Source organism: Streptomyces sp. P17, assembly GCF_032436805.1.
GTDB lineage: Bacteria > Actinomycetota > Actinomycetes > Streptomycetales > Streptomycetaceae > Streptomyces.
The window spans coordinates 99,942-122,395 of record NZ_JAVRBF010000004.1 but is presented as its reverse complement, the minus strand read 5'-3'; the positions used below and the strand labels follow the sequence as shown (position 1 = coordinate 122,395).

General features: G+C 71.7%; 21 protein-coding genes and 1 pseudogene. 5 read left to right on the top strand and 17 right to left on the bottom strand.

Translation table 11 applies throughout. From position 1 onward, the window contains the following. Positions 1–2: 2 nt before the first annotated feature. The 3 genes from RMT89_RS03770 to RMT89_RS03760 form a co-directional block, all read right to left on the bottom strand. Positions 3–1,307: a ribonuclease D gene (locus RMT89_RS03770; protein ID WP_315882460.1), complete on the bottom strand. Its 1,305-nt coding sequence runs from the start codon at positions 1,305–1,307 to the stop codon at positions 3–5. A gap of 174 nt (positions 1,308–1,481) precedes the next feature. Next, positions 1,482–2,144, bottom strand: a complete 663-nt coding sequence (locus tag RMT89_RS03765; RefSeq protein WP_128374800.1) for a response regulator transcription factor — start codon at positions 2,142–2,144, stop codon at positions 1,482–1,484. A 213-nt stretch (positions 2,145–2,357) separates the two neighbouring features. Next, positions 2,358–2,993: a DUF3000 domain-containing protein gene (locus RMT89_RS03760; RefSeq protein WP_315882459.1), complete on the bottom strand. Its 636-nt coding sequence runs from the start codon at positions 2,991–2,993 to the stop codon at positions 2,358–2,360. Between the two features lie 137 nt (positions 2,994–3,130). On the opposite strand from RMT89_RS03760, the gene hemE reads away from it, so the two are divergent. Continuing rightward, positions 3,131–4,186: a uroporphyrinogen decarboxylase gene (hemE, locus tag RMT89_RS03755; RefSeq protein ID WP_315882458.1), complete on the top strand. Its 1,056-nt coding sequence runs from the start codon at positions 3,131–3,133 to the stop codon at positions 4,184–4,186. Between the two features lies 1 nt (position 4,187). On the opposite strand, the gene RMT89_RS03750 is transcribed toward hemE, so the two are convergent. After that, entirely contained in the window at positions 4,188–5,009 is an 822-nt protein-coding gene (locus RMT89_RS03750; protein ID WP_315882457.1) for a rhomboid family intramembrane serine protease, read from the bottom strand. 96 nt (positions 5,010–5,105) lie between these two features. Here RMT89_RS03750 and RMT89_RS03745 point away from each other — a divergent pair, with 96 nt between their 5' ends. After that, positions 5,106–5,396, top strand: coding sequence for a hypothetical protein (locus tag RMT89_RS03745; protein ID WP_315882456.1), 291 nt, complete (start codon positions 5,106–5,108; stop codon positions 5,394–5,396). A gap of 113 nt (positions 5,397–5,509) precedes the next feature. On the opposite strand, the gene RMT89_RS03740 is transcribed toward RMT89_RS03745, so the two are convergent. Together RMT89_RS03740 and RMT89_RS03735 are read right to left on the bottom strand one after the other, a co-directional pair. Further along, positions 5,510–6,907, bottom strand: coding sequence for an FAD-dependent oxidoreductase (locus RMT89_RS03740; RefSeq protein ID WP_315882455.1), 1,398 nt, complete (start codon positions 6,905–6,907; stop codon positions 5,510–5,512). A gap of 61 nt (positions 6,908–6,968) precedes the next feature. After that, a complete protein-coding gene (locus RMT89_RS03735) occupies positions 6,969–7,928 on the bottom strand; it encodes a DUF4349 domain-containing protein (protein ID WP_315882454.1) in 960 nt (319 codons plus the stop codon). 183 nt (positions 7,929–8,111) lie between these two features. On the opposite strand from RMT89_RS03735, the gene hemG reads away from it, so the two are divergent. Both hemG and hemQ read left to right on the top strand, forming a co-directional pair. Then, positions 8,112–9,569: a protoporphyrinogen oxidase gene (hemG, locus tag RMT89_RS03730; RefSeq protein WP_315882453.1), complete on the top strand. Its 1,458-nt coding sequence runs from the start codon at positions 8,112–8,114 to the stop codon at positions 9,567–9,569. A gap of 5 nt (positions 9,570–9,574) precedes the next feature. Then, complete coding sequence (gene hemQ, locus RMT89_RS03725; protein ID WP_315882452.1) at positions 9,575–10,306, top strand: hydrogen peroxide-dependent heme synthase; 732 nt, start codon at positions 9,575–9,577, stop codon at positions 10,304–10,306. Between the two features lie 58 nt (positions 10,307–10,364). On the opposite strand, the gene RMT89_RS03720 is transcribed toward hemQ, so the two are convergent. The 4 genes from RMT89_RS03720 to RMT89_RS03705 all read right to left on the bottom strand — a co-directional run bounded on the left by RMT89_RS03720 (position 10,365) and on the right by RMT89_RS03705 (position 15,272). Continuing rightward, positions 10,365–11,942: an alpha/beta hydrolase gene (locus RMT89_RS03720; protein ID WP_315882451.1), complete on the bottom strand. Its 1,578-nt coding sequence runs from the start codon at positions 11,940–11,942 to the stop codon at positions 10,365–10,367. Positions 11,943–12,058: 116 nt separating this feature from the next. After that, the gene (locus RMT89_RS03715) at positions 12,059–12,832 is read right to left on the bottom strand and encodes a TIGR04222 domain-containing membrane protein (protein WP_315882450.1); all 774 of its coding nucleotides are present in this window, start codon (positions 12,830–12,832) and stop codon (positions 12,059–12,061) included. 176 nt (positions 12,833–13,008) lie between these two features. Continuing rightward, the gene (locus RMT89_RS03710; protein ID WP_315882449.1) at positions 13,009–14,292 is read right to left on the bottom strand and encodes a DUF692 domain-containing protein; all 1,284 of its coding nucleotides are present in this window, start codon (positions 14,290–14,292) and stop codon (positions 13,009–13,011) included. 263 nt (positions 14,293–14,555) lie between these two features. Then, positions 14,556–15,272 carry a peptidyl-tRNA hydrolase gene (locus RMT89_RS03705; RefSeq protein WP_315882448.1) on the bottom strand — a complete coding sequence of 239 codons (717 nt, stop codon included), beginning with the start codon at positions 15,270–15,272 and terminating at the stop codon, positions 14,556–14,558. Positions 15,273–15,597: 325 nt separating this feature from the next. On the opposite strand from RMT89_RS03705, the pseudogene RMT89_RS03695 reads away from it, so the two are divergent. Beyond that, a pseudogene (locus tag RMT89_RS03695) lies at positions 15,598–16,267 on the top strand (ABC transporter). On the opposite strand, the gene RMT89_RS03690 reads toward RMT89_RS03695, so the two are convergent. The 7 genes from RMT89_RS03690 to RMT89_RS03660 all read right to left on the bottom strand — a co-directional run bounded on the left by RMT89_RS03690 (position 16,259) and on the right by RMT89_RS03660 (position 22,306). Further along, complete coding sequence (locus tag RMT89_RS03690; protein WP_315882447.1) at positions 16,259–16,471, bottom strand: hypothetical protein; 213 nt, start codon at positions 16,469–16,471, stop codon at positions 16,259–16,261. The pseudogene RMT89_RS03695 and the gene RMT89_RS03690 sit on opposite strands and share 9 nt — an antisense overlap. A gap of 18 nt (positions 16,472–16,489) precedes the next feature. Next, positions 16,490–17,332 (bottom strand): polysaccharide deacetylase family protein, encoded by an 843-nt coding sequence (locus tag RMT89_RS03685; RefSeq protein ID WP_315882446.1) that lies wholly within the window; start codon positions 17,330–17,332, stop codon positions 16,490–16,492. An 82-nt stretch (positions 17,333–17,414) separates the two neighbouring features. After that, positions 17,415–18,794, bottom strand: coding sequence for a PhoX family protein (locus RMT89_RS03680; protein WP_315882445.1), 1,380 nt, complete (start codon positions 18,792–18,794; stop codon positions 17,415–17,417). A 90-nt stretch (positions 18,795–18,884) separates the two neighbouring features. After that, on the bottom strand, positions 18,885–19,673 hold the full coding sequence (locus tag RMT89_RS03675) for a slipin family protein (RefSeq protein ID WP_315882444.1): 789 nt from the start codon (positions 19,671–19,673) through the stop codon (positions 18,885–18,887). 113 nt (positions 19,674–19,786) lie between these two features. After that, the gene (locus tag RMT89_RS03670; RefSeq protein ID WP_315882528.1) at positions 19,787–21,244 is read right to left on the bottom strand and encodes a SulP family inorganic anion transporter; all 1,458 of its coding nucleotides are present in this window, start codon (positions 21,242–21,244) and stop codon (positions 19,787–19,789) included. Positions 21,245–21,249: 5 nt separating this feature from the next. Next, the gene (locus RMT89_RS03665; RefSeq protein ID WP_315882443.1) at positions 21,250–21,828 is read right to left on the bottom strand and encodes a carbonic anhydrase; all 579 of its coding nucleotides are present in this window, start codon (positions 21,826–21,828) and stop codon (positions 21,250–21,252) included. 79 nt (positions 21,829–21,907) lie between these two features. Continuing rightward, positions 21,908–22,306: a hypothetical protein gene (locus RMT89_RS03660; protein WP_315882442.1), complete on the bottom strand. Its 399-nt coding sequence runs from the start codon at positions 22,304–22,306 to the stop codon at positions 21,908–21,910. Between the last annotated feature and the right edge of the window lie 148 nt (positions 22,307–22,454).

Genomic DNA, 22,454 nt, shown 5'->3' with positions numbered 1-22,454 from the left:
ATCTAGGCGGACAGCGCGGCCACCAACAGGGGCGTGACCTGCTCGACCTGCCAAGGCCGAGCGCCGTAACCCGCCAGCGCGGCGCCCACCGACTCCGCGTCCACCACCGTCGGCGGCTCCCAGCACACCCGCCGTACGGTGTCCGGGGTGATCAGGTTCTCCTGGGGCATGTTGAGCCGCTCGGCCAGCGCGGAAACCCCGGCCCGGGCCGCCGACAGACGCGCGGCGGCCGCGGGATCCTTGTCGGCCCACGCGCGCGGCGGCGGAGGCCCGGTCACCGGCTGCCCGGGCTGCGGCAGCTGCGACTCGCTCAGCGCCTTGGCCCGGTCGACGGCCGCCTGCCACTGCTCCAGCTGCCGCCGGCCCATCCGGTGCCCGAACCCGTTCAACGCGGCCAGCGCAGGGACGTTCGCGGGCAGAGCGAGCGCCGCCTCCACGATCGCGGCGTCCGAGAGCACCTTCCCCGGCGACACGTCCCTGCGCTGCGCGATCCGGTCGCGCGTCTCCCACAGCTCGCGCACGACACCGAGCTGCCGACGCCGCCGCACCTTGTGCATCCCGGACGTGCGGCGCCAGGGATCCTTGCGCGGCTCGGCCGGCGGCGCGGACGCGATCGCGTCGAACTCCTGCCGGGCCCACTCCAGTTTGCCCTGCCGGTCCAGCTCCTTCTCCAGCGCGTCGCGCAGATCGACCAGGAGCTCCACGTCCAGCGCGGCGTAGCGCAGCCACGGCTCCGGCAGCGGGCGGGTGGACCAGTCGACCGCGGAGTGGCCCTTCTCCAGGACGAAGCCGAGGACGCTCTCGACCATCGCGCCGAGCCCGACCCGCGGGAACCCGGCGAGCCGGCCGGCCAGCTCGGTGTCGAACAGCTGGGTGGGGACCATGCCTATTTCCCTGAGGCACGGCAGGTCCTGGGTCGCGGCGTGCAGCACCCACTCGGTACCGGAGAGCGCCTCGCCGAGACCGGAGAGGTCCGGACAGGCCACGGGGTCGATCAGCGCCGTGCCGGCGCCCTGGCGGCGCAGCTGCACCAGGTAGGCGCGCTGTCCGTAGCGGTAGCCGGAGGCGCGCTCGGCGTCGACGGCGACGGGTCCTGAGCCCGCGGCGAACGCGGCGATCACCCGGGCGAGGGACTCCTCGTCGGCGATCACGGGCGGAATGCCTTCGCGCGGTTCCAGCAAAGGAGTCGGTTCAGGGTTCGGTGCCCCGGCCGGCGCCCCCGTAACAGAAGATCCGCCGTCGTCCGGAGGGGCGCCTCCGGTGGTTCGCAGTGAGCTGTCTGCTGCGGTCTCTTGGGCGTCGGTCACCTGTCAAGGGTATCTGTGTATGGACAGCGCCCGTCGACGGAACGTTCCGTCGACGGGCGCCTGGGGGTCGTAAACCAGTCAGGTCGGTGAATCATCCGGTTCACGACAGGTGGGGCACGGGCGGGGCGGACCAGCGGCCGATCCGTTCACGTCCGTGAAGGGCTGGGCCGGGGGTCAGTGGATGATGCCGGTGCGCAGGGCGACGGCGACCATGCCGGCACGGTCACCCGTGCCGAGCTTGCGGGCGATACGGGCGAGGTGGCTCTTGACGGTCAGCGCGGACAAGCCCATCGAGACGCCGATGGCCTTGTTCGACTGGCCCTCCGCCACCAGCCGCAGCACCTCGACCTCACGGCCGGACAGTTCGCGGTAGCCGCCCGGGTGGCTCGGGGCACCCGGGGGGCGGCGGTGCATACGGGCGGCGGCGGCACCGATGGGGGCGGCACCGGGCCGGGTGGGGAGCCCGACGTTGGTGCGGGTGCCGGTGACGACGTAGCCCTTCACGCCTCCGGCCAGTGCGTTGCGGACGGCGCCGATGTCGTCGGCCGCGGAGAGGGCGAGGCCGTTGGGCCAGCCCGCGGCGCGGGTCTCGGACAGAAGGGTCAGGCCGGATCCGTCGGGCAGGTGGACGTCGGCGACACAGATGTCGCGGGGGTTGCCGATGCGGGGACGAGCCTCCGCGATGGACGAGGCCTCGATGACGTCGCGCACACCGAGCGCCCACAGATGGCGGGTGACGGTGGAGCGGACGCGGGGGTCGGCCACGACCACCATGGCGGTCGGCTTGTTCGGGCGGTAGGCGACCAGGCTTGCGGGCTGCTCAAGGAGAACGGACACCAGGCCTCCTGGGGTGCGGGACGGCTTTGAAGGTCACAGTCGTCTTCGGCACCAAACCTGAAGTCCTTTAGAGAATGATCACGATCTAGTGAGTAACAATTGGTGCAATTCGGACGTACGGTCGATCGTTCGGTGAGCGAATCGGTTCGTTCGAGTGTCTGCTCATGACTGAAAGTGGCCGTATCGACAAAGTGATGCGTGTCGAGGTGGCACTCATCGCGACTGCGGTCCCCGGCGCTGCGGCAGTGTCACCACCGCCGCGTCACCGGGCCCGGCCGGCGGCAGCCCCGCGACCTGCGCGAGCAGATCCGCCCACGAGGCCAGATGTGCCGCGGTGTCGGGCACGCCCCCGAGGCCCTCGCGCGGGGTCCAGGACGCGCGGATCTCGATCTGCGAGGCCGACGGACGTTCGGACAGACCGCCGAAGTAGTGCGAACTCGCCCGCGTGACGGTGCCGCTCGGCTCGCCGTACGTCAGTCCGCGTGCCTGCAGCGCACCGGTCAGCCACGACCAGCACACCTCGGGCAGCAGCGGGTCCGCCGCCATCTCCGGCTCCAGCTCCGCCCGCACCAGCGTCACCAGCCGGAACGTGCCCCGCCAGGCGTCGTGCCCGGCCGGGTCGTGCAGCAGCACAAGCCGGCCGTCGGCCAGATCCTGGTCGCCGTCGACGACGGTCGCCTCCAGCGCGTACGCATGCGGGGCGAGCCGCTGGGGCGCGCGCGTGGACTCCACCTCGATCTGCGGCCTCAGCCGACTGCCGCGCAGGGCCTCCACCGCGGCTCGGAAGGCGGGCGGCGCACCACTGCTCGCCTGCCCGTCAGCCTCCCCGGTGTCCTTCGCGTCATCCATTCCACCCGACAGTCGTCCCTGAGCCGCAGCCATGCGGGAAGATTAAGGGGAATCGGCGCCCGGTGCGGGTCTAGACACCCGGTCTGCCTCCTGGCCTGCGGGCGGGAGACCATCGGCCCCGTGCGAGACTGACCACCGTGAGTGCCAACGACACGCAGCCGACAGCGACGTACGACTCCGCCTTCCTCAAGGCGTGCAGGCGCGAGCCCGTCCCGCGCACCCCGGTGTGGTTCATGCGGCAGGCCGGCCGCTCCCTGCCGGAGTACCGCAAGGTCCGCGAGGGCATTCCGATGCTCGAATCCTGCATGCGCCCCGAGCTGGTCACCGAGATCACCCTCCAGCCGGTGCGCCGGCACGGCGTGGACGCGGCGATCTACTTCAGCGACATCGTCGTCCCCCTCAAGGCCATCGGCATCGACCTCGACATCAAGCCCGGCGTCGGCCCGGTCGTCGAGAACCCGATCCGCACCCGCGCCGACCTGGCCCAGCTGCGTGACCTCACCCCCGAGGACGTCTCCTACGTCACCGAGGCCATCGGCCTGCTCACCCGCGAGCTCGGATCGACCCCGCTCATCGGTTTCGCGGGCGCGCCTTTCACCCTCGCGAGTTACCTCGTCGAGGGCGGTCCGTCGCGTACGTACGAGAACGCCAAGGCGATGATGTACGGCGACCCCGGGCTCTGGGCCGATCTGCTCGACCGCCTCGCGGACATCACGGCCGGCTTCCTGAAGGTCCAGATCGAGGCCGGCGCCTCCGCGGTCCAGCTCTTCGACTCCTGGGTCGGCGCGCTCGCCCCCGCCGACTACCGCCGCTCGGTGATGCCCGCCTCGGCCAAGGTCTTCCAGGCGGTCGCCGGTTACGGCGTCCCGCGCATCCACTTCGGCGTCGGCACCGGCGAGCTGCTCGGCCTGATGGGCGAGGCCGGCGCGGATGTCGTCGGCGTCGACTGGCGCGTCCCGCTGGACGAGGCCGCCCGCCGGGTCGGCCCCGGCAAGGCGCTCCAGGGCAACCTCGACCCGACCGTGCTGTTCTCCACCACCGAGGCCGTCGAGACCAAGACCCAGGAAGTCCTCGACGCCGCGGCGGGCCTGGAGGGCCATGTCTTCAACCTCGGCCACGGCGTCATGCCGAACACCGACCCGGACGCGCTGACCCGGCTCGTCGAGTACGTCCACACGCACACCGCGCGCTGACTCACCACGTCTGACGGGGCCGCGCCCGCCTGCCGAACAGCAGGCCGCGCGGTTCCGGCGGCGGTGGGGTACCGGGCTTCAGCGGCCAGGCGAGCAGCATGCCGACGACAAAGCCGACGACATGCGCCGTGTACGCGACCGTGCCCGCGTCGGAGACGCCCTCGCCGGACGAGTACACCGCCTGGAGCCCGAACCAGAAGCCCAGCACCAGCCAGGCCGGCAGCCGGAGCGGCAGGAAGATCAGGAACGGCACCAGGACCCACACCCTGGCCTTCGGATACAGCATCAGATAGGCGCCCAGTACCCCGGCGATGGCTCCCGAGGCGCCGATCAGGGGGTCGCCCGAGTCGTCATTGAGAAGCGCGAAGCCGTAGCCGGCCGCGTAGCCGCAGACGACGTAGAACAGGAAGTACCGCACATGGCCCATGCGGTCCTCGATGTTGTTGCCGAAGATCAGCAGGAAGAGCATGTTGCCCAGCAGGTGCAGCCAGCCGCCGTGCAGGAACATCGCCGTGAAGACCGACAGCACGGGTGACTTGTCGTAGCCCGGCTCGCCGACGACACAGCCGGGGCCCTGCGGGCCGACCGCCACCTCGCCGGTGGGGACCATGCCGGGCATCTGATCGTGGATCAACTCCCGTGGCACCGCCGCGTAGTGGTCCAGGAACGCGTGCAGCTCGCAGGTCTGGGCGAGGCGGCTGGCCCCCGGCACGCCCACCGTGCCGGGCATGGCCAGGAAGACGAGGATGTTCGCGGCGATCAGGCCGTACGTCACCCACGGGGTGGTGCGTGCGGGGTTCACGTCATGGACGGGGATGACCACGAGTTCCTTCTTCCCTGGATGCGGTCCGGGAATCGGTGAACGCCGGTGTCTTTGCGTGCGTATGGCTTGTCAACCGGGTCTACGTGAGGACAGGCGATGAACGATCGAGTTGCTCCTTCGATGCACGCGCTGCCGGATGGTGAGGCGGAGCTCTCCGTGGTGGTGCGGCTCCCCTGGGAGGACGTCGCACGGCTGGGTCAGGAAGCCGGGCGGCTGGCCGCGCAGATGGGGCGGCCGGTGACGCTCGACGAGGCGGTGAGCCACCGGCTGCGGTCCGTGCGGGCCTCGGCCGCGCACGCCAAGCCGGGCGCCGGGGAGCAGCCGGTGGCCGCCGCTTCGTCCAGCGCGTCGGTGGCTTCCCTGCCGAGGATCAGCGGGACGGCCTAGGAGACCACTGAGAATCTTGAAAACCCGCCCGACTTGCACCGGATTGCCCCGATCGACTTTTGCGGGCGAACCTGGGCGATTGGGGCGGCCCAAGCAAGATCTTCAGCACACTTCTAGGCGCCTTTCAGGACCGCCTTCGTCGCCTTGCGGGCCGCGACCAGTACGGGGTCCCACACCGGGCTGAACGGCGGGGCGTAGCCGAGGTCCAGGGCCGTCATCTGCTCCACCGTCATGCCTGCCGTCAGGGCCACCGCCGCGATGTCCACGCGCTTGCCCGCGCCCTCCCGGCCGACGATCTGGACGCCCAGCAGGCGGCCGGTGCGGCGTTCGGCGAGCATCTTGACCGTCATGACGGACGCGTTGGGGTAGTAACCGGCCCGGCTGGTGGACTCGATCGTGGCCGTGACGTACTGGAGCCCCGCCCGGCGGGCGTCCTTCTCGCGCAGGCCCGTGCGGGCGATCTCCAGGTCGCAGACCTTGCTGACCGCGGTGCCGACCACCCCGGGGAAGGTGGCGTAACCGCCGCCGGCATTGGTGCCGATGACCTGGCCGTGCTTGTTGGCGTGGGTGCCCAGGGCGATATGGCGCTCCTGGCCCGAGACCAGGTCGAGGACCTCCACACAGTCCCCGCCCGCCCAGATGTTCTCGTGGCCGCGCACTCGCATCGCCAGGTCCGTGAGCAGGCCCCCGTGGTTGCCGAGGGGCAGGCCGGCCGCCCGCGCCAGCGTCGTCTCCGGGCGGACCCCGATGCCCAGGACCACGACGTCCGCCGGGTACTCGGCGTCCTCCGTGGCCACCGCGCGGACCCAGCCGTCGTCGCCGGTGAGGACCTTGGTGACCTCGGCGTCGTCGACCATGGTGATGCCGAGGCCCGTCATGGCCTCGTGCACCAGTCGGCCCATGTCGGGATCGAGCGTCGACATCGGCTCCGAGCCGCGGTTGACGACGGTCACCTCGTAACCACGGTTGATCAGCGCCTCGGCCATCTCCACACCGATGTAACCGGCCCCGACCACGACCGCGCGCCGCCCACGCGTGCGTGTCAGCGTGTCCAGGAGGGCCTGCCCGTCGTCGAGTGTCTGAACTCCGTGCACACCCGGCGCGTCGGCGCCCGGCATGTCCGGACGGATCGGACGGGCGCCGGTCGCGATCACGAGCTTGTCGTACGACGTCCAGCACTCGGCGCCGGATTCGAGGTCACGCGCGCGTACCCGCTGTCCGGCCACGTCGATCTCCATGACCTCGGTGCGCATGCGCAGATCGATGTCCCGCGCGCGGTGCTCCTCGGGCGTACGGGCGATCAGCTCGTCGCGCTCGGAGACGTCGCCGCCCACCCAGTACGGGATGCCGCACGCCGAGTACGAGGAGAAGTGGCCGCGTTCGAAGGCCACGATCTCCAGTTCACCGGCGCTTTTCATACGCCGTGCCTGCGATGCCGCGGACATCCCCGCGGCGTCGCCGCCGATCACGACCAGCCGTTCCCTCGCACCCGGCCCAAGGCTCATGTTCATGCGAACACGCTAGGGCCTGTCGTCACATTCCCGTCGTCCGCCCGGAGGGCGTGGCTCGGGTTCAGTCCTCCTCGCGTGTGGGCTCCGGTGCCCGCCGGGCCGTCGGCAGCGGGCCGAGCGCGCTCGTCGCGGGCGCGGGCTCCGTGCGGCGCGTCAGACGAGGGTGGACCAGCCGCAGCCAGAGCACGATCAGCAGGGCCGCACCCACGGCGAACGGCAGCACCGCGGCGACGGCCATGACGATCCACCGCAGCATCGTCACGAAGGCGTCCCAGCCGCCCGTCAGCGCGTCCACGACCCCGGGGTCGTCGTCCTCGGCCGTCGCCTTCCTCACCGGTGTCTCGGACAGCGAGAGGGTGATGGTGGCGAGGCTCGTGCGGTCCTTCAGGGAGGCCTGCTGGGCCAGCAGGGACTCCAGGTCCGCCTGGCGGGTGCTCAGCTCGCCCTCCAGCGTCACCACATCGCTCAGCTTGGTGGCCTGGTCCATCAGCTCACGGATGCGGGCCACGCTGGCCCGCTGCGACTTGATGCGGCTGTCCACGTCGACGACCTGGTCGGTGACGTCCTGCGCCTTGGCGGTGCGGTCCAGCAGCTTGCCGGCGCCCTCCAGGTCGGCGAGGACGTCCGCGTAGGAGTCGACGGGCACGCGCAGCACGACCCGGGTGCGCTCCTTGCCCCGCTCGTCGCGGGTGGTCGTCTCGTTGCCGACGTAGCCGCCCGCGTTCTCGATGGTCGTACGGGCCTCGTCGAGGGCCTTCGGTACGTCCTTGACCTGCACGGTCAGTGAGGCGGTGCGGATGATGCGGCTCGCGGTGATCTTGGGCGGGGCGTCCGCCTTCGCGGCCCCCGAGTCGCCGGCGGCCGGGCCCGCGGCGCTGTCCGCCTGGGACTTGGCGGCCTCGTTGCTGCCGGCGGAGTCGCTGGAGTCGGCGCCGCCGGCGCATCCGGCCAGCGCCAGGGCTGCCGCCAGCAGGAGGCCGGCGACGGCATGGGCGGGTCGTACGGAACGTCGTGCGCGCATGGTGGTGTTACCCCCGAGGGTCGTGACGGCTGATGCTTCTTCGACGCCGGAAGAGGCCCGGACGTTGGCCCCCGACGGTTCCGATGCGGTCACGGTCGGGACTCGGGGCGGGCACACGCGCTCCGGCACCGAAGGGCGAACGGCCCTGGCGGGAGTGTCAGTGGCGTTTGAGAGAGTGGGATCATGCACGCAGCGGACACTCCAGCGGAACAGGGGCAGGTCGTCGTCATCGGCGCCGGGATCGCCGGCCTCGCGGCGGCCCACCGGCTGATGGCCGGCGGCAGACGTGTGACCGTGCTGGAGGCCTCGGACCGGATCGGCGGCAAGCTGCTGCCCGGCGAGATCGCGGGTGTCCGCGTCGACCTGGGCGCCGAGTCGATGATGGCGCGCCGCCCCGAGGCCGTCGCTCTCGCCCGCGAGGTCGGCCTCGCCGAGCGCCTTCAGCCACCGGCCACCGCCACCGCCTCCCTGTGGACCCGCGGCGCCCTGCGCCCCATGCCCAAGGGCCATGTCATGGGCGTGCCCGGCACCGCCGCCGCCCTGGTCGGCGTTCTGTCCGAGGAGGGTCTCGCCCGGATCGAGCGCGACGCCGAACTGCCCCGCACCGAGGTCGGCGACGACGTGGCGGTCGGCGCGTATGTGGCGGAGCGGCTGGGCCGCGAGGTCGTCGACCGGCTGGTCGAGCCGCTGCTGGGCGGGGTGTACGCGGGCGACGCCTACCGCATCTCGATGCGCTCGGCCGTCCCGCAGCTCTTCCAGGCCGCGCAGACCCATGACTCCCTGACCGAGGCGGTCCGCGGGATCCAGGCGAAGGCGGCTGCCAGCCAACAGACCGGCCCGGTGTTCATGGGCATCGAGGGCGGCATCGGCACGCTTCCGCTCGCCGTCGCTGAGTCGGTACGGGCCAGGGGCGGCGAGATCCTCACCGGCGCGCCGGTCACCGAACTGCGCCGCGAGGCGTCCGGCTGGCGGGTCGTCGCCGGCGACCGGACCCTGCACGCGGACGCGGTCGTCGTCGCCGTACCCGCGCGTGCCGCCGCTGAGCTGCTGCGCGCCGAAGTCCCGGCTGCCGCGAGCGAGCTGGCCGCCGTCGAGTACGCCTCCATGGCCCTGGTCACCCTCGCCTACCGGCGCGCCGACATCGCGCTCCCCGAGGGCAGCGGCTTCCTGGTGCCGCCCGTCGACGGCCGCACTATCAAGGCCTCGACCTTCGCCTCCCAGAAGTGGGGCTGGATCGCCGACGAGGACCCGGACCTGCTGGTGCTGCGCACCTCGGTCGGGCGGTACGGCGAGACGGAGATCCTCCAGCGGGACGACGCCGGCCTCGTCGAGGTCTCCCGGCACGACCTCAGGACGGCGACCGGCCTGACCGCCACCCCGGTCGCCACCCGCGTCACCCGCTGGACCGACGGCCTGCCCCAGTACCCCGTCGGCCACCACGCGCGCGTGGCCCGGATCCGCGAGCACTTCGGCGAGGTGCCTGGCCTGGCCGTGTGCGGCGCGGCCTACGACGGGGTGGGCATCCCGGCGTGCATCGCGAGCGCGTACGCGGCCGTCGACCAGATCCACGGTGACCTGCGCGCTGTGCAGGAGCTCACCGCCCACCCGGTGCAGAGTCTGCACGGAGGAGCAGGAGAATAAGGACCATGAGTGACGACGCCCCCACCACCGAGTCCGGCAGGATCCCGAACAAGGGCAAGCTGGCCAAGGACCTCAACGAGGTCATCCGCTACACCCTCTGGTCCGTCTTCAAGCTGAAGGACGTGCTCCCCGAGGACCGCGCGGGCTACGCCGACGAGGTCCAGGAGCTGTTCGACCAGCTCGCCGCGAAGGACGTGACGATCCGCGGCACCTACGACGTGTCCGGGCTGCGCGCCGACGCCGACGTCATGATCTGGTGGCACGCCGAGACCAGCGACCAGCTGCAGGAGGCGTACAACCTCTTCCGCCGCACCAAGCTGGGCCGCGCGCTGGAGCCGGTCTGGTCGAACATGGCGCTGCACCGCCCCGCCGAGTTCAACCGCTCGCACATCCCGGCGTTCCTCGCCGACGAGACGCCCCGCGACTACGTCAGCGTCTACCCCTTCGTGCGCTCGTACGACTGGTACCTCCTCCCCGACGAGGACCGCCGCCGCATGCTCGCCGACCACGGCAAGATGGCCCGCGGCTACCCGGACGTCCGCGCCAACACGGTCGCCTCCTTCTCGCTGGGCGACTACGAGTGGATCCTCGCCTTCGAGGCGGACGAGCTGTACCGCATCGTGGACCTGATGCGCCACCTGCGGGCGTCCGAGGCCCGGATGCACGTACGCGAGGAGGTCCCGTTCTACACGGGCCGCCGGAAATCGGTGAGCGACTTGATCGCCGGGCTCGCATGACTTCCTAGGGGCGCGGGGAACTGCGCGACCACGACGGTCCCGCAGTCGGCCGACAACCTCACTTGGCAGGACGAGGCTCCGGTCGCGACGCACACGCAGTGCGCCGCCCCGGAAGCCGCCCCTCCAGCAAATACGCGTCCACATACGCGTTGACGCAAGGATTCGGCCCACCCGCGATCCCATGCGTCCCCGTATCCCGCTCGGTCACCAACACCGAGTCCCCAAGCCGCCGATGCAACTCCAGCGCCCCCTGATACGGCGCGGCAGCGTCCCGCTCGGCGGCGAGAATCAGCGTCGGCGGCAGCTCACCGGGCCCCGTCCGCACATCGAGCGGCTGCTGACGCGGCGCGGGCCAGTACGCGCAGGGCAGATTCATCCACACGTTGTCCCACGTCTCGAACGGCGCCACCCGGGCGAGCCGCGTGTTGTCCCGGTCCCACACACTCCACTCGGTGGGCCAGGCCGCGTCGTTGCACTCGACGGCCGTGTACACGGCCCTGCTGTTCTCCGCCTCGACAGCGGCCTCCCGCACCGGTGCGGCGATCTCGATCAGCGGCTTCGGGTCGCCCTTGAGATACGCCGACAGCGCCTGCGCCCGGTACGGCCAGTAGTCCTCGTAGTACCCGGCCTGGAGAAGCGCCCCCTGCAACTGGCCCGGCCCCACCTTCCCGCCCGCCGGTTCGGCGGCCAGCCGCGCGCTCGCCCTCTCGTAGCTGCGCAGCACCTTCGCCGGGGTGTCACCGAGCCCGTACACCTTGTCGTGCTTGGCGATCCACTCCCGGAAGTCCGCCCAGCGGCCCTCGAACGCGGCAGACTGGTCGAGGTTGTTGCGGTACCAGATCTGCTCCGGATCGGGGTTCACCGCCGCGTCGAACACCATCCGCCGCACCCGCGAGGGGAAGAGCGTCGCGTACAGCGCGCCGTAGTACGTGCCGTACGAGGCGCCCATGAACGTCAGCTTCTCCTCGCCCAGCGCCGCGCGCAGGACGTCGAGGTCGCGGGCGTTGTTGAGGGAGTGGTAGTGCCTCAGCGCGCTGCCGGACCGCTTGGCGCAGCCGCGCGCGTACGCCTTGGCCTGCGCGATGCGCTCCCGCTTGTACGACTCGGAGGGGTGCGTGGGCGCCTGTGAGGGGCCCTTGAAGAAGTGCTTGGGGTCCTGGCAGGACAGGGGAGCGCTGCGGCCCACCCCGCGCGGGGCGTAGCCGACGAGGTCGTAGGCCGCCGCGAGGCGCTTCCACTCGGGCATCAGACCGATCAGCGGGAAGTACATGCCCGAGGCCCCGGGGCCCCCGGGGTTGAAGACCAGGGCGCCCTGCCGCGGCACCCGGCGCTTGCTGTTGTGCGGGTCCTTGTGGGTGGCCCGCACGCGGCTGACCGTCAGCTTGATCTGCTTGCCGTTCGGAGACGCGTAGTCGAGCGGGACGCTGACCGTGCCGCACTGCAGGCTGCCCGGCATGTCCTGCTCCTCGGAGCAGGAGCCGAAGGCGATGCCGCGTGCCTTCGCGCGGGCGGCGGCCACCGCGGTGCCGCGCAGTTCGGCAAGCCCGGGGACGGCCTCCGCGCTGCCGGCCGGGGTGGCGGTGAGGGTCGTCAGGAGCAACGACCCCGCGGCCGAGTAAAGGGCGGGGGCTCTCATCGCGTATCCCTTCGGTGCACGGATGCAACAAAGGGGATGTTTCGTTCGGCTGTGGGCGAAGGCAAGCACCGTCCGGCCGGTGTCGGCGCCAATGCCCCCTGCGCGCCCCCCGCGTGTCAGTCGCGCCAGAGGGGCTCGTGCCGCTCGAAGGCCGCCCGCAGATCCGGCTCACCGATCGCGCGGACGCCGCGTACGGCGACCGTGGTGAGGTACGTACGGTCGTCCCCGCCGCCCGTGTGCCGGGACAGGGTGCCCAGCAGTCGCTGCCCGGCCGGGGAGGCCCAGCGCGAGTACGGGTGGATCTCGGCGCGCGCGATGGCCAGACAGCTCAGGGTGAGCGCCAGCGGCAGCCCGAACCAGAGGGCGACCAGATGGCGGGGCATGTCGGCCGCGCCCGGCATGAGCAGTGCGGTCGCGCCCAACGCCAGGACGGCCGCCGCGGCGAGCTGCACCTGGCGGATCGCGGCCACGATGCCGCTGCGGGCTCCGTCGGGCACGGCGAGACCGGCCCGGACCAGCCGGTCGGCGAGGCTGCCCACCGCCTCCGCCTCGGCAGCGGCGTCCCGCACCGGCGCGATACGGGACTGGCCCTCGGGACCTATGGCCCCTATGACGGACCGTTCGATATCGTCCCGGCCGCGCGGGTCGACGACCGTCGCCCAGCCGGTGCGGGCGAGCAGCAGCCGGCGCTGGCGGGCCATGGAGACCAGGGTCAGATCGGCGACCCGGCGAGGGCCGCCCGACAGGAACGCGGCCTCGTACAGCGTCAGATCGTGCTCTCGGCCCGCGTTCACGTCGGCGGCCGCAGCGTGGACGGCGGCCAGGCACAGCCGGGTGCACGCGGTGCCGGCGACGGCCCAGGCCAGGAGCAGAAGAAGGACCCAGAACATGCCGTGTTTCTATGCCAAACGCACCTGAGAACGCCATGCCTTGTTCACAATCCGGACGGACGGTTGCCGGTATGTGACGTTCCCCTTTTTGCGGCTAAACCGCCGCCGCTCTCGCGGACGTGGTTGCTCGCCGTGGGGGTTCCTCAATTAATGGTTATTGATCAGGGGCCCCTCGTTCACCAGCGGGTCAAAGTCCGCCGTATCCGCGCCAGACGCGAGTGCGGGCGCGGGGCCGGGCCCGAGCGCTCCAGCCACCACTGCCTCAGGTCCTTTTGGGCGTCGGGGTCCAACGCCCCTTCCCCGTTGAGCAGTTGACCGGCGAAGTCGAGCGCGTCACTTCGGTAGCCGCTGGTCATGGGGTTGCGCTGGGCGTAGGCGAGGAAGGCGGGACGGTACCGCGGGCCGAGGAGCGCGGGCAGTTCGGGCGCGACCTTCGCCACGACGTCCGCCCGCTTCCCGGCGAGCGCCCGCGCCTGGACGCCCAGACGCGTGCGGTCGAATCCCTCGGGCACGGGCGTCCCGGCGACGAGCGCGGAGAGCAGCGCGGCCTGGGAGAGGGCGAGGCGCTCGCGGGCGGGACCGGGGGCCGGTTCCGGAGCGGTGGCCGGTGCGGTGCCGCCGGGCGTCGGCTTCTGCCCGCCCTTCTCGACGGCCGCCCGGATCTCCGCCAACTCCCGCTCCAGCTCGGCCGGCTCGGGGAAGTTCTCGTCGCGTTCCAGCAGCACGCCGGGCGGGGCGACCCGGGAGGCGAGGTCGGTGAGGATGTCGAGCACCGGCCGCGGGACCGGGTGGGCGTGGCTGTCGTGCCAGACGCCGTCCCGCTCGAAGCCGCCCGCGACATGGACGTACGCGATGGCCTCCAGGGGGAGTTCGGCGAGGGCCTCGGCCGGATCCTCGCCCCGGTTGACGTGGTTGGTGTGCAGGTTGGCGACATCGATGAGCAGCCGCACTCCGGTGCGGTCGGCCAGTTCGTACAGGAACTGTCCCTCGGTCATCTCCTCGCCGGGCCAGGAGATCAGCGCGGCGATGTTCTCGACGGCGAGCGGCACGGGGAGGGCGTCCTGGGCGATACGGATGTTCTCGCACAGCACGCCGAGGGCGTCCCGGGTGCGCGGGACGGGCAGCAGGTGGCCCGCCTCCAGACGCGGCGTCGCGGTCAGCGGGCCGCCCGCCCGCACGAACGCGATGTGCTCGGTGACCAGCGGCGAGCCCAGCGCCTCGGCCCGCTCGGCGAGGGCGGTCAGCCGTCCCTCGTCGGGCCGGTCGGCGCCGCCGAGCCCGAGCGAGACCCCGTGCGGGACGACCGTGACCCCGCGCTCACGCAGCCGCAGCAGCGCCTCGGGGAGATGCCCGGGACACACGTTCTCGGCGACGACCTCGACCCAGTCGATGCCCGGCATGCGTTCCACGGCGTCCGAGATCTCCGGCCGCCACCCGATCCCCGTACCCAGTCGCTCCATCGTCGTCCCCCTCCTTCACGTGCGTGGAGGGGGTATGGCCCCGGTCGCGGGAGGTGAACCCCTTCGGCCGGGGCTTCAGAGCAACATTTGAGGTTGGGCTAGGGGGTGTTTTGAAAGTCCTGTGCGGTGCCCGCGGTGTTCGGTGCGTGCCCTCGGCGTGCCGGACGAAGGCCCTCGTACTGGACGTACTTGGGTCTTTGGCCGGTGCGGCGAGGGTGCGTGCCGGGCGCCGTGGGTGCTGTGCGGGACTTTCAAAACACCCCCTAGCGCAGGGCCGGGTGGTCGGCGACCACCGTGCACGATCCAGGAGCGATCTCCGTGAAGCCCGCGTCCCGGACGACCGGCAGACCGCTCGTGGTGAGCTCCGGCCAGTGGCGGCGGTCCGCCCTGCGGACGGAGAGCGGGAAGCCCGCGTCGCGCCAGGCGCTGCGCTCCTCGTCGGAGAGCTCCCACCAGGCGAGTTGGGCGCCGTGTCCGGCCTGGGCCATCGCCTTGCCGGCCGACATGTCGAGGTCGGGGTTGAGCCACAGCACCGGCGCGGTGGGATCGGCCGCCACCGGCGGCTCCGGGTCGTCGAGGTCGGTACCGGAGACCTGGAGCCGCGCGAGGTCCTTGGGCCAGCCGTCGAGGGGGACGGGCGGGAAGACCCGTACCTCCGCCGCCTTGCCCGTCACCGTGATCCCCGGCAGCGCCTCGGCCCGCCGCCATTCGGCGCCCCGAGCCCGCCGTACGACCTTACGGATCCGCGCGTCCTGCCAGTCCCGCACGGCCTCGGCCCACTCCCCGTCCCCGGCGGACCGCGCGTCCCCGAGCATCACCAGCACGGCACGGGCGGCGGTCTCCAGGGCGTCGGTACGGGCGGGCGGAGCCCCGCGCTCGATCCGGACGACGAGCGGCAGCACGAACTGGGGCGCGTGGTCGCGTGCGCTGGGCTCGGAGCGGAAGGGGCTGTCGGAGGCGGACGCAGGTTCTGGGTTCACGTGTCCCAGTCTGCCAGTCGGAGATCGGCACCTGGTGCGACGCAAAGGGGCGCGGGGAACTGCGCGACAAGCCCCCACCGACCGGCACCCGCGATACAACAGGATGGCCCCCCTGCAACGCGATCTTCGTCCGGACAACGTGGGCCGCCGCCCGGATCACCGGCCGCCCCCGGCACCGCCTACGGCCAAGTGCGCCGAACCCGATCCCAGGGCCCGGCGGGCGGCGCATCACGGTCCCCGCATCCCACTCCGACGTCCTGCTCCGGGCGTTGCTGACGTCCCGCCCGCCGTGGCACGTGGTGGCCGTGGGCAGTGCGGAGACCCCATGACCGCCCTGCTCCGCTACCAGACCGCCCTGCTCGTCCGCTCCCAGCGCCGGCTGCCGCCGTTCATCCTGTACGCCGTGTTCCTGGCCGTCTGTGTCCAGAGCGGCCAGCCGTACTCGACTCGCTCGGCTACGCGGCAGCGGCCTGCTCCCGGTCGCCGCCTGGCTGGTACGGATCTGCGTCACCAACGAGCCCTCCGCGGCCAGGGGTTGCGTATCCGCAGCCGTAGGCCCGGGGCGAGCGCACCTGGCGCCCCTGCTCGTGGCCCTGATGGCGGCGGCGACCCTGGGCGCGCCGGCGACCTTGGTGGTGACGCTGATCAGCGACCCGACGACCGCGGACCACCAAACCACCGTGCCCCGCCTCCCGGCCGGCGCGTCCGGACTGCTCGCCGCCCTGGTCTGCGCCCTGCTCGGCACGGCCGTGGGCGCGCTGACGACCTGGCCGCTGCTGCGCTCGACCGGCCGCGCGATCCCCGCGATGCTGCTGACGGCCCCGCTGTCCGTGGTGGTGACCGGCTCGCCTGCGCAGGCCGCGGTCAGCGGACTGGTCACCGGCTCCCGCTCGGGCACGGTCCCGCTGCCCCTGCTGCCACTGGCCGGGGCGGCCCTGTTCACGGCCGCGGCGACCGCCCTGGCCTGCGCGGTCAGCTCCCGCAGATCACCCTGAACAGGCGGTCCGCTCGGCCTCGCGCCACTCGCACACCGGGCACAGCGTGAGCCCCTTGTACGACTCCGGGTACTCGGTCGGCTCCCGGCACAGCACACACTCGGCGTACGGCGGCCCGTCCTCCCCCACTGCCTCAAGGGCTTGGGGGGACCCCCAGGGCGGCTTGGTCAAGTCGGCGATCGTGCAGTAGTCGGCGTCGCTCATGTCTCCAGCGTAGAACCCTCACCGCCGGTCCTGGGCGGCCCCGATCAGCTCGGACACCTTCACGAACCGGAATCCCTGCCGCCGCAGCTCGGGCACGATCGTGCGGATGGCGCGCTCGGTGGCCGGGGCGGCGCTGCGGGTGCAGTGCATGACGACGACCGACCCCGGCCGCACCCCGTCCAGCACCTGCCGGGCCACGGCATCGGCGTCGGTGGCGAAGGCGTCCCCGCCGACCACGTCCCACTGCACGGCGGTCACGCCGGCCGGGGTGAGCTCCTTCAGCGCCCGCCGGTCGTAACAGCCGCCGGGGAAGCGGAAGTACGGCATCGCGTCGGGCACCCCCGCCTTCCGGAAGGCCGCGTACGCCCGCTCCACATCCGCCCGCATCCGCTCCCCGGAGACGGTCGGCAGCCCGTAGCAGTCCTCGGTGAAGGCGTAATGGCTGTAGGAGTGACTGGCGACTTCGAAGAGCGGATCCCGCCCGATGCCCCGCGCCTGCGCGGGGTACTCCTCGGCCCACCGACCGGTCATGAACACGGTCGCGGGCACCTCCAGCTCCCTCAGCGCGGCGATGAGCCCGGGATTGTCGAACCGCTCCCCGGCCGCCGCCCTCGGCCCCTGGTCGGCGGTCATATCGGCGTCGAAGGTGAGCGCGACGGTCTTCTCCGCGCTCCGGCTCCCGTTCTTGAACACGGGCGTGATCCCGGCGGGCCCCGGCGCGAGGGTCGGCGGCTTCGACGGGGCCACGGAGGTCGCGGAGGGGGCCGGGCGAGCGGCTCGGGGGGCCTGGGGGGCGCCGCAGGCGGCGAGTGCGGCGCCCAGGACACAGGCGGCGGTGATGCCGCGTACACGAGTGATCACCGTATGAGAATTACGGTGATATGCCCTTTGTCCGATCGCGGGCGCCGCCGACACGGTGCCGTTTCACCCGGTCAGAGGCCGGTCACCCGCCCCAGGGACCCCTCACCGCGAACGTCGTCCCCGGGGTGTAGCAGTTGAGGTACATCGTCTGGCCGTCGGGGGAGAAGGTGACGCCGGCGAACTCGCCCCACTCGGGGGCGTCCGGGGTGCCGATGTTCTGTGCGTTGCGGGCCATGGCGTAGACCTCGCCGTCGCGGGTGACGCCGAAGACGTGCTGGGCGCCGTTGCCGTCCTCGCAGACCATGAGGCCGCCGGTGGGGGCGAGGCAGATGTTGTCGGGTGATTCGCCGGGGAGCTGGACGTCCGTGTCGGGGCCGAAGACGATCACCAGGGACAGGCGGCGGCGCTCGGGGTCGTAGCGCCAGATCTGGCCGTAGTGGTCGGCCGCCGAGCCCTCGGCGCTGCGGGCGAAGGACGAGACGAAGTAGACCGAGCGGCCGCCCCAGTAGCAGCCCTCCAGCTTCTGGGCGTGGGTGATGCCCCGGGGGCCGAAGTCCTGGAGGCGGATGGGGGTTTCGGTGGCCAGCGGGTCCGGTACGTCCGCCCACTCGATGTGCTCGAAGGTCGCTCCCGGTTCCTGGATCGAGGAGAGGTCCGGTACTCCGGGCAGGCGCATCGCCTGGAGACGACCGCCCGCCCGCAGGGAACCTCCGCCGCCCAGCGGCTCGTTGGGGAGGAAGCGGTAGAACAGGCCGAAGGGCTTGAGGAAGGCGTCCTCCGTTTCGTAGACGATGCCTCGCCTCGGGTCCACCGCCACCGCCTCGTGCTGGAGGCGGCCCATCGCCGTCAGCGGTACCGCGCCGCTGCGGTGCGGGTTCGCCGGGTCCACCTCGAAGATGAAGCCGTGGTCCTTGGTGTAGCCGTTGGTGCCCGCCTTGTCCTCGGTCTCCTCGCAGGTCAGCCAGGTGCCCCAAGGCGTGGGCCCGCCCGCGCAGTTGACCGCCGTGCCGGCGATCGCGACGCGTTCGGACAGGACCTTGCCGTGGGCGTCCAGAGTCAGCGTCGTACAGCCGCCCTTGCCCTGCGGGTCGTACGTCAGACCCTCGACGGTCGGGACGGGGAGCTTCGCGGTGTGGCGGTTCTCGTGGTTGCGGACCAGGTGGACTCTGCCGTGGCGGCCCGGGAGGGCGGTCATGCCGTCGTGGTTCGACGGGACCTTGCCTTCTCCCGAGCGCAGGGGGTCGCCCTCGCGGGACAGGACCCGGTAGCGGAAACCTTCCGGCAGGTCGAGGAGGCCGTTCGGGTCGGGGACGAGGGGGCCGTAGCCCGTGTGGCCCAGGTTCTGCGCGGCGGCGGTGCCCGCGAAGAGGTCGCTCAGGTTTCCGGCGAAGGCGATCGAAGCGCCCAAGGCGCCGGTACGGGCGAGCATCTGACGGCGGCTCTGGATGCCGTGTTTGGGCATGGTGGAACCTTCCTGCTGGCGGACAGGACTGTGTCGACGCCGTGTCTACCATCTGGTCCCGGCCAGGTGAACCACGCGCGTAGAGCGAGTTCACTTCCCTTCGGGGCGGTCCGGCACCGGCTGCTGGGCCCTCTCCAGGAACCGCAACAGCTCCACGGGGAACGGCAGTACCAGCGTCGAGTTCTTCTCGGCCGCGACCGCCACCACCGTCTGGAGCAGCCGCAACTGGAGGGCGGAGGGGGTGTCCTCCATCTGCTGTGCCGCCTCGGCCAGCTTCTTCGACGCCTGGAGTTCGGCGTCGGCGTTGATGATCCGGGCCCGCCGCTCCCGGTCGGCCTCCGCCTGGCGGGCCATGGAGCGCTTCATCGATTCCGGCAGGGAGACGTCCTTGATCTCCACGCGGTCGATCTGCACACCCCAGCCGACGGCCGGGCTGTCGATCATCAGCTCCAGGCCCTGGTTGAGCTTCTCCCGGTTGGACAGCAGATCGTCCAGATCGCTCTTGCCGATGATCGACCGCAGCGAGGTCTGCGCCATCTGGGAGACGGCGAACCGGTAGTCCTCGACGTTGACGACCGCCGCGGAAGCGTCCACGACCTTGAAGTACACGACCGCGTCCACCCGCACGGTGACGTTGTCCCGGGTGATGCCCTCCTGGGCCGGCACCGGCATCGTCACGATCTGCATGTTGACCCGGCGCAGCCGCTCCACGCCCGGCACGATCAGGGCCAGCCCCGGCTGGCGCACGGCACCGCGCAGCCGCCCCAGCCGGAAGACGACCCCACGCTCGTACTGCTTGACGATCCGCGCCGCGGCGGCGAGATAGACCAGCCCGGCGGCACCGACGGCAGCGCCGGTGGCCAGCAGCTCCTCGACCATGACGACCTCCCGTCAGAGGTCCGGTGTACTCGCTTATTAGACGATATGCCCCAGTTCCCTGTGGCGGTATGCCTCGGTCCGGGGCCAGATCGGCCCCGGACCGAGGACGGGCGTCAGGGACTGGTGACCCGCACCGGTTCGGTACCGGCCGCGCTGTGCCGTTCGGCCCAGCTCTCCAGTGCCGTTCGGCAGGCGTGGTCCAGGTGGTGCAGGCCGGACAGGTCCAGCTCCACCGGCCGGTCCTGAGGCAGCGCCTCCAGACTGTCGAGGATCTTGGGCAGCCGCAGGAAGGTGGCGTTGCCGGACAGGTACGCCTGGACCGGTCCCGCGCCCTTGTCTATGACCTCCAGCTTGAGGTGCGAGGCCTCCCAGGCTGTCTTGGCGACGGCCAGCGCGAGACCGATGAGGACGCCCTCGAACATGCTGACGGCGACGATCGACACGGCCGTGACCATGAGGATCAGCGCCTCCCCGCGGTGCTCGCGCCACAGCGAGCGGACCGCCGTCACGGGGATGAGCTTGGATCCGGCGTGCACCAGGATGCCCGCCAGCGCCGGGATCGGTATGTAGGCCAGCACGGACGGCAGCAGCGCCGCGAACAGCAGCAGCCATACGCCGTGCAGCACCCGGGAGGCCTTGGTCCGGGCCCCGGCCTGGACATTGGCCGCGCTGCGCACGATCACCGCGGTCATCGGCAGCGCGCCGAGCGCCCCGCACACGGTGTTGCCCGCGCCCTGGGCGATCAGCTCCTTGTCGTACTCGGTGCGTGGACCGTCGTGCAGCCGGTCCACGGCCGCAGCACTGAACAGCGACTCCGCGGACGCGATCAGCGTGAAGGCGATGATGGTGGCGAGCAGTCCCACATCGGCCAGTTCGCCGAAGGAGCTCAGCGAGGGCGGCTGGATCGAGCCCAGCAGCCCCTTCACCTCGACGGTGGCCACGGGCAGTGAGAACACCACCGCGACCAGGGTCGCGAGGCCGACCGCGGCGAGCGGACCGGGCACCGTGCGCAGCGCGCCCGGCATCCGCTTCCACAGCACCAGGACGGCGACGGTGCCCGCGCCGAGCCCCAGCGAGGCCAGCGCCCCGGTGTCGCCGAAGGCGTCGGCGAGCGCACCGGGCAGTCCGGCTATCTTCGCCAGGCCCGAGGCCGGCGCCTCGGCGTCGGCCATGGCGTACAGCTGTCCGGCGATGAGCACGAGGCCGATGCCGGCCAGCATGCCCTCGACGACCGAGACCGAGATGGCCCGGAACCAGCGGCCCAGCTTCAGGGCGCCCATGAGGAGCTGGAGCACGCCGGTGGCCAGCACGATCACACCGAGGGCGGGCAGCCCGAACTCCTGCACGGCCTCGAAGACCAGCACGGTCAGGCCCGCCGCCGGGCCGGACACCTGGAGGCTGCTGCCCCGCATCGCACCGGTGACGATGCCGCCCACGATGCCGGTGACCAGGCCCAGTTCGGCCGGGACTCCGGAGGCGACGGCCACGCCCACGCACAGCGGCAGCGCGACCAAGAAGACGACCAGGGAGGCGGCGAAGTCCTGCCGCAGATGAGGGTGTTTGGTCATCATCGTGCTCACAGCGCCTCGAACGTGTCGGTGTCCGCGCGGTGTTCGCGCACGGCGCCGGTGTGGACCTCGTAGTACCAGCCGTGCAGGGTCAGTTGACGTTCCTTCAGCTTCTTCTCGATGAACGGGTACGAGCGCAGTCGCAGTAGCTGCGCGAGCACATGGCTCTGCACGCCCTCGGCGACGGCCGGGTCCTCGGCCGCTCCGCTCGGGCGCGGGGCCGCGTGCGCCAGCCAGTCGCGCACGGCGGGTACGGCGTTCAGGTCGTCGCCGCGCACCAGCGCGCCGACGGCACCGCAGTGGGAGTGGCCGCAGACCACGATGTCGCTGACGCCGAGGACTTCCACGGCGTACTCGATGGTGGCCGCCTCGCTGGTGGGGTGCTCGGAGGCGTACGGCGGGACGATGTTGCCCGCGGTGCGCAGCTCGAAGAGCTCGCCGGGGCGGGCGCCCGTGATCAGGGCCGGAACGACTCGGGAGTCGGAGCAGGTGATGAACAGCACCTGCGGGGACTGGCCTTCGGCGAGCTTGGCGAACTCCTCAGGGCGCTGTCCGAACGCACGGGCGTTGTCGATGAGGGGCTGCATATGTGGTGATCCTCCTGGCGCGCCGCGATGGCGCGTCGGACGGGCAGGACAAAGCGGAGTGGGGGACCTGCTCCGCTTCTCAGCAGCGGAAGACCTGGAGCGCGGCCGGGGTGTGGGCCGTCGAGGGTCTCGATGTGCGGTGGTGCGCGGCGCCGGGCGCCACCGGTTCGTGGTCGGCCGCGGGGTCCAGCGCCGTCAGGGGGCGCTCGGGCGCCGGCGGTCCCGAGTCGAGGGTGCCGACCCGGTCGCGGGTGCGCAGCGGCCCGGTTGGGCCGTTCGCCGGCTCGCAGTGGCCGGGTGTGAGCGACTCCTCACGCAGCGCCTTCGAAAGCAGTGCGATTCCGGGCTTGGCTTTGGCCTCTGCGTGACCGGCTGTGTGCGCTTTCGCGAAGGAGGCGGCGGGAGCGAAGAACTGGAGGGCGAGCAGGACGGCGGCGAGGGTCGTCATGGCGGCACGGGCCGTCGTACGTCGGAACATTCGCCTCCCTCCCCGCAGTTCACACCTCTTGTACAGACCAATGGTTGGTCAACGACTGGTCAAGAAACACGTTAACCCTTCGAAGTTGTTTGCAGGGTTAACTTAAGGTTTCGGGCTGAAGAGAGCCTGAAATGCGTGGCCGGCTTGG

Excerpts from the sequence above, each read along its gene's own strand:
- RMT89_RS03745 (WP_315882456.1), top strand. The coding sequence starts at position 5,106 with ATGAACGATCGAGTTGCTCCTTCGATGCACGCGCTGCCGGATGGTGAG.
- RMT89_RS03675 (WP_315882444.1), bottom strand. The coding sequence starts at position 19,673 with ATGGTCGAGGAGCTGCTGGCCACCGGCGCTGCCGTCGGTGCCGCCGGG.
- RMT89_RS03720 (WP_315882451.1), bottom strand. The coding sequence starts at position 11,942 with ATGAGAGCCCCCGCCCTTTACTCGGCCGCGGGGTCGTTGCTCCTGACG.
- RMT89_RS03660 (WP_315882442.1), bottom strand. The coding sequence starts at position 22,306 with ATGTTCCGACGTACGACGGCCCGTGCCGCCATGACGACCCTCGCCGCC.
- hemQ (WP_315882452.1), top strand. The coding sequence starts at position 9,575 with ATGAGTGACGACGCCCCCACCACCGAGTCCGGCAGGATCCCGAACAAG.
- RMT89_RS03690 (WP_315882447.1), bottom strand. The coding sequence starts at position 16,471 with ATGAGCGACGCCGACTACTGCACGATCGCCGACTTGACCAAGCCGCCC.
- RMT89_RS03735 (WP_315882454.1), bottom strand. The coding sequence starts at position 7,928 with ATGCGCGCACGACGTTCCGTACGACCCGCCCATGCCGTCGCCGGCCTC.
- RMT89_RS03670 (WP_315882528.1), bottom strand. The coding sequence starts at position 21,244 with ATGATGACCAAACACCCTCATCTGCGGCAGGACTTCGCCGCCTCCCTG.
- RMT89_RS03680 (WP_315882445.1), bottom strand. The coding sequence starts at position 18,794 with ATGCCCAAACACGGCATCCAGAGCCGCCGTCAGATGCTCGCCCGTACC.
- RMT89_RS03760 (WP_315882459.1), bottom strand. The coding sequence starts at position 2,993 with ATGGATGACGCGAAGGACACCGGGGAGGCTGACGGGCAGGCGAGCAGT.
- RMT89_RS03715 (WP_315882450.1), bottom strand. The coding sequence starts at position 12,832 with ATGTTCTGGGTCCTTCTTCTGCTCCTGGCCTGGGCCGTCGCCGGCACC.
- hemG (WP_315882453.1), top strand. The coding sequence starts at position 8,112 with ATGCACGCAGCGGACACTCCAGCGGAACAGGGGCAGGTCGTCGTCATC.
- RMT89_RS03740 (WP_315882455.1), bottom strand. The coding sequence starts at position 6,907 with ATGAACATGAGCCTTGGGCCGGGTGCGAGGGAACGGCTGGTCGTGATC.
- RMT89_RS03710 (WP_315882449.1), bottom strand. The coding sequence starts at position 14,292 with ATGGAGCGACTGGGTACGGGGATCGGGTGGCGGCCGGAGATCTCGGAC.
- RMT89_RS03665 (WP_315882443.1), bottom strand. The coding sequence starts at position 21,828 with ATGCAGCCCCTCATCGACAACGCCCGTGCGTTCGGACAGCGCCCTGAG.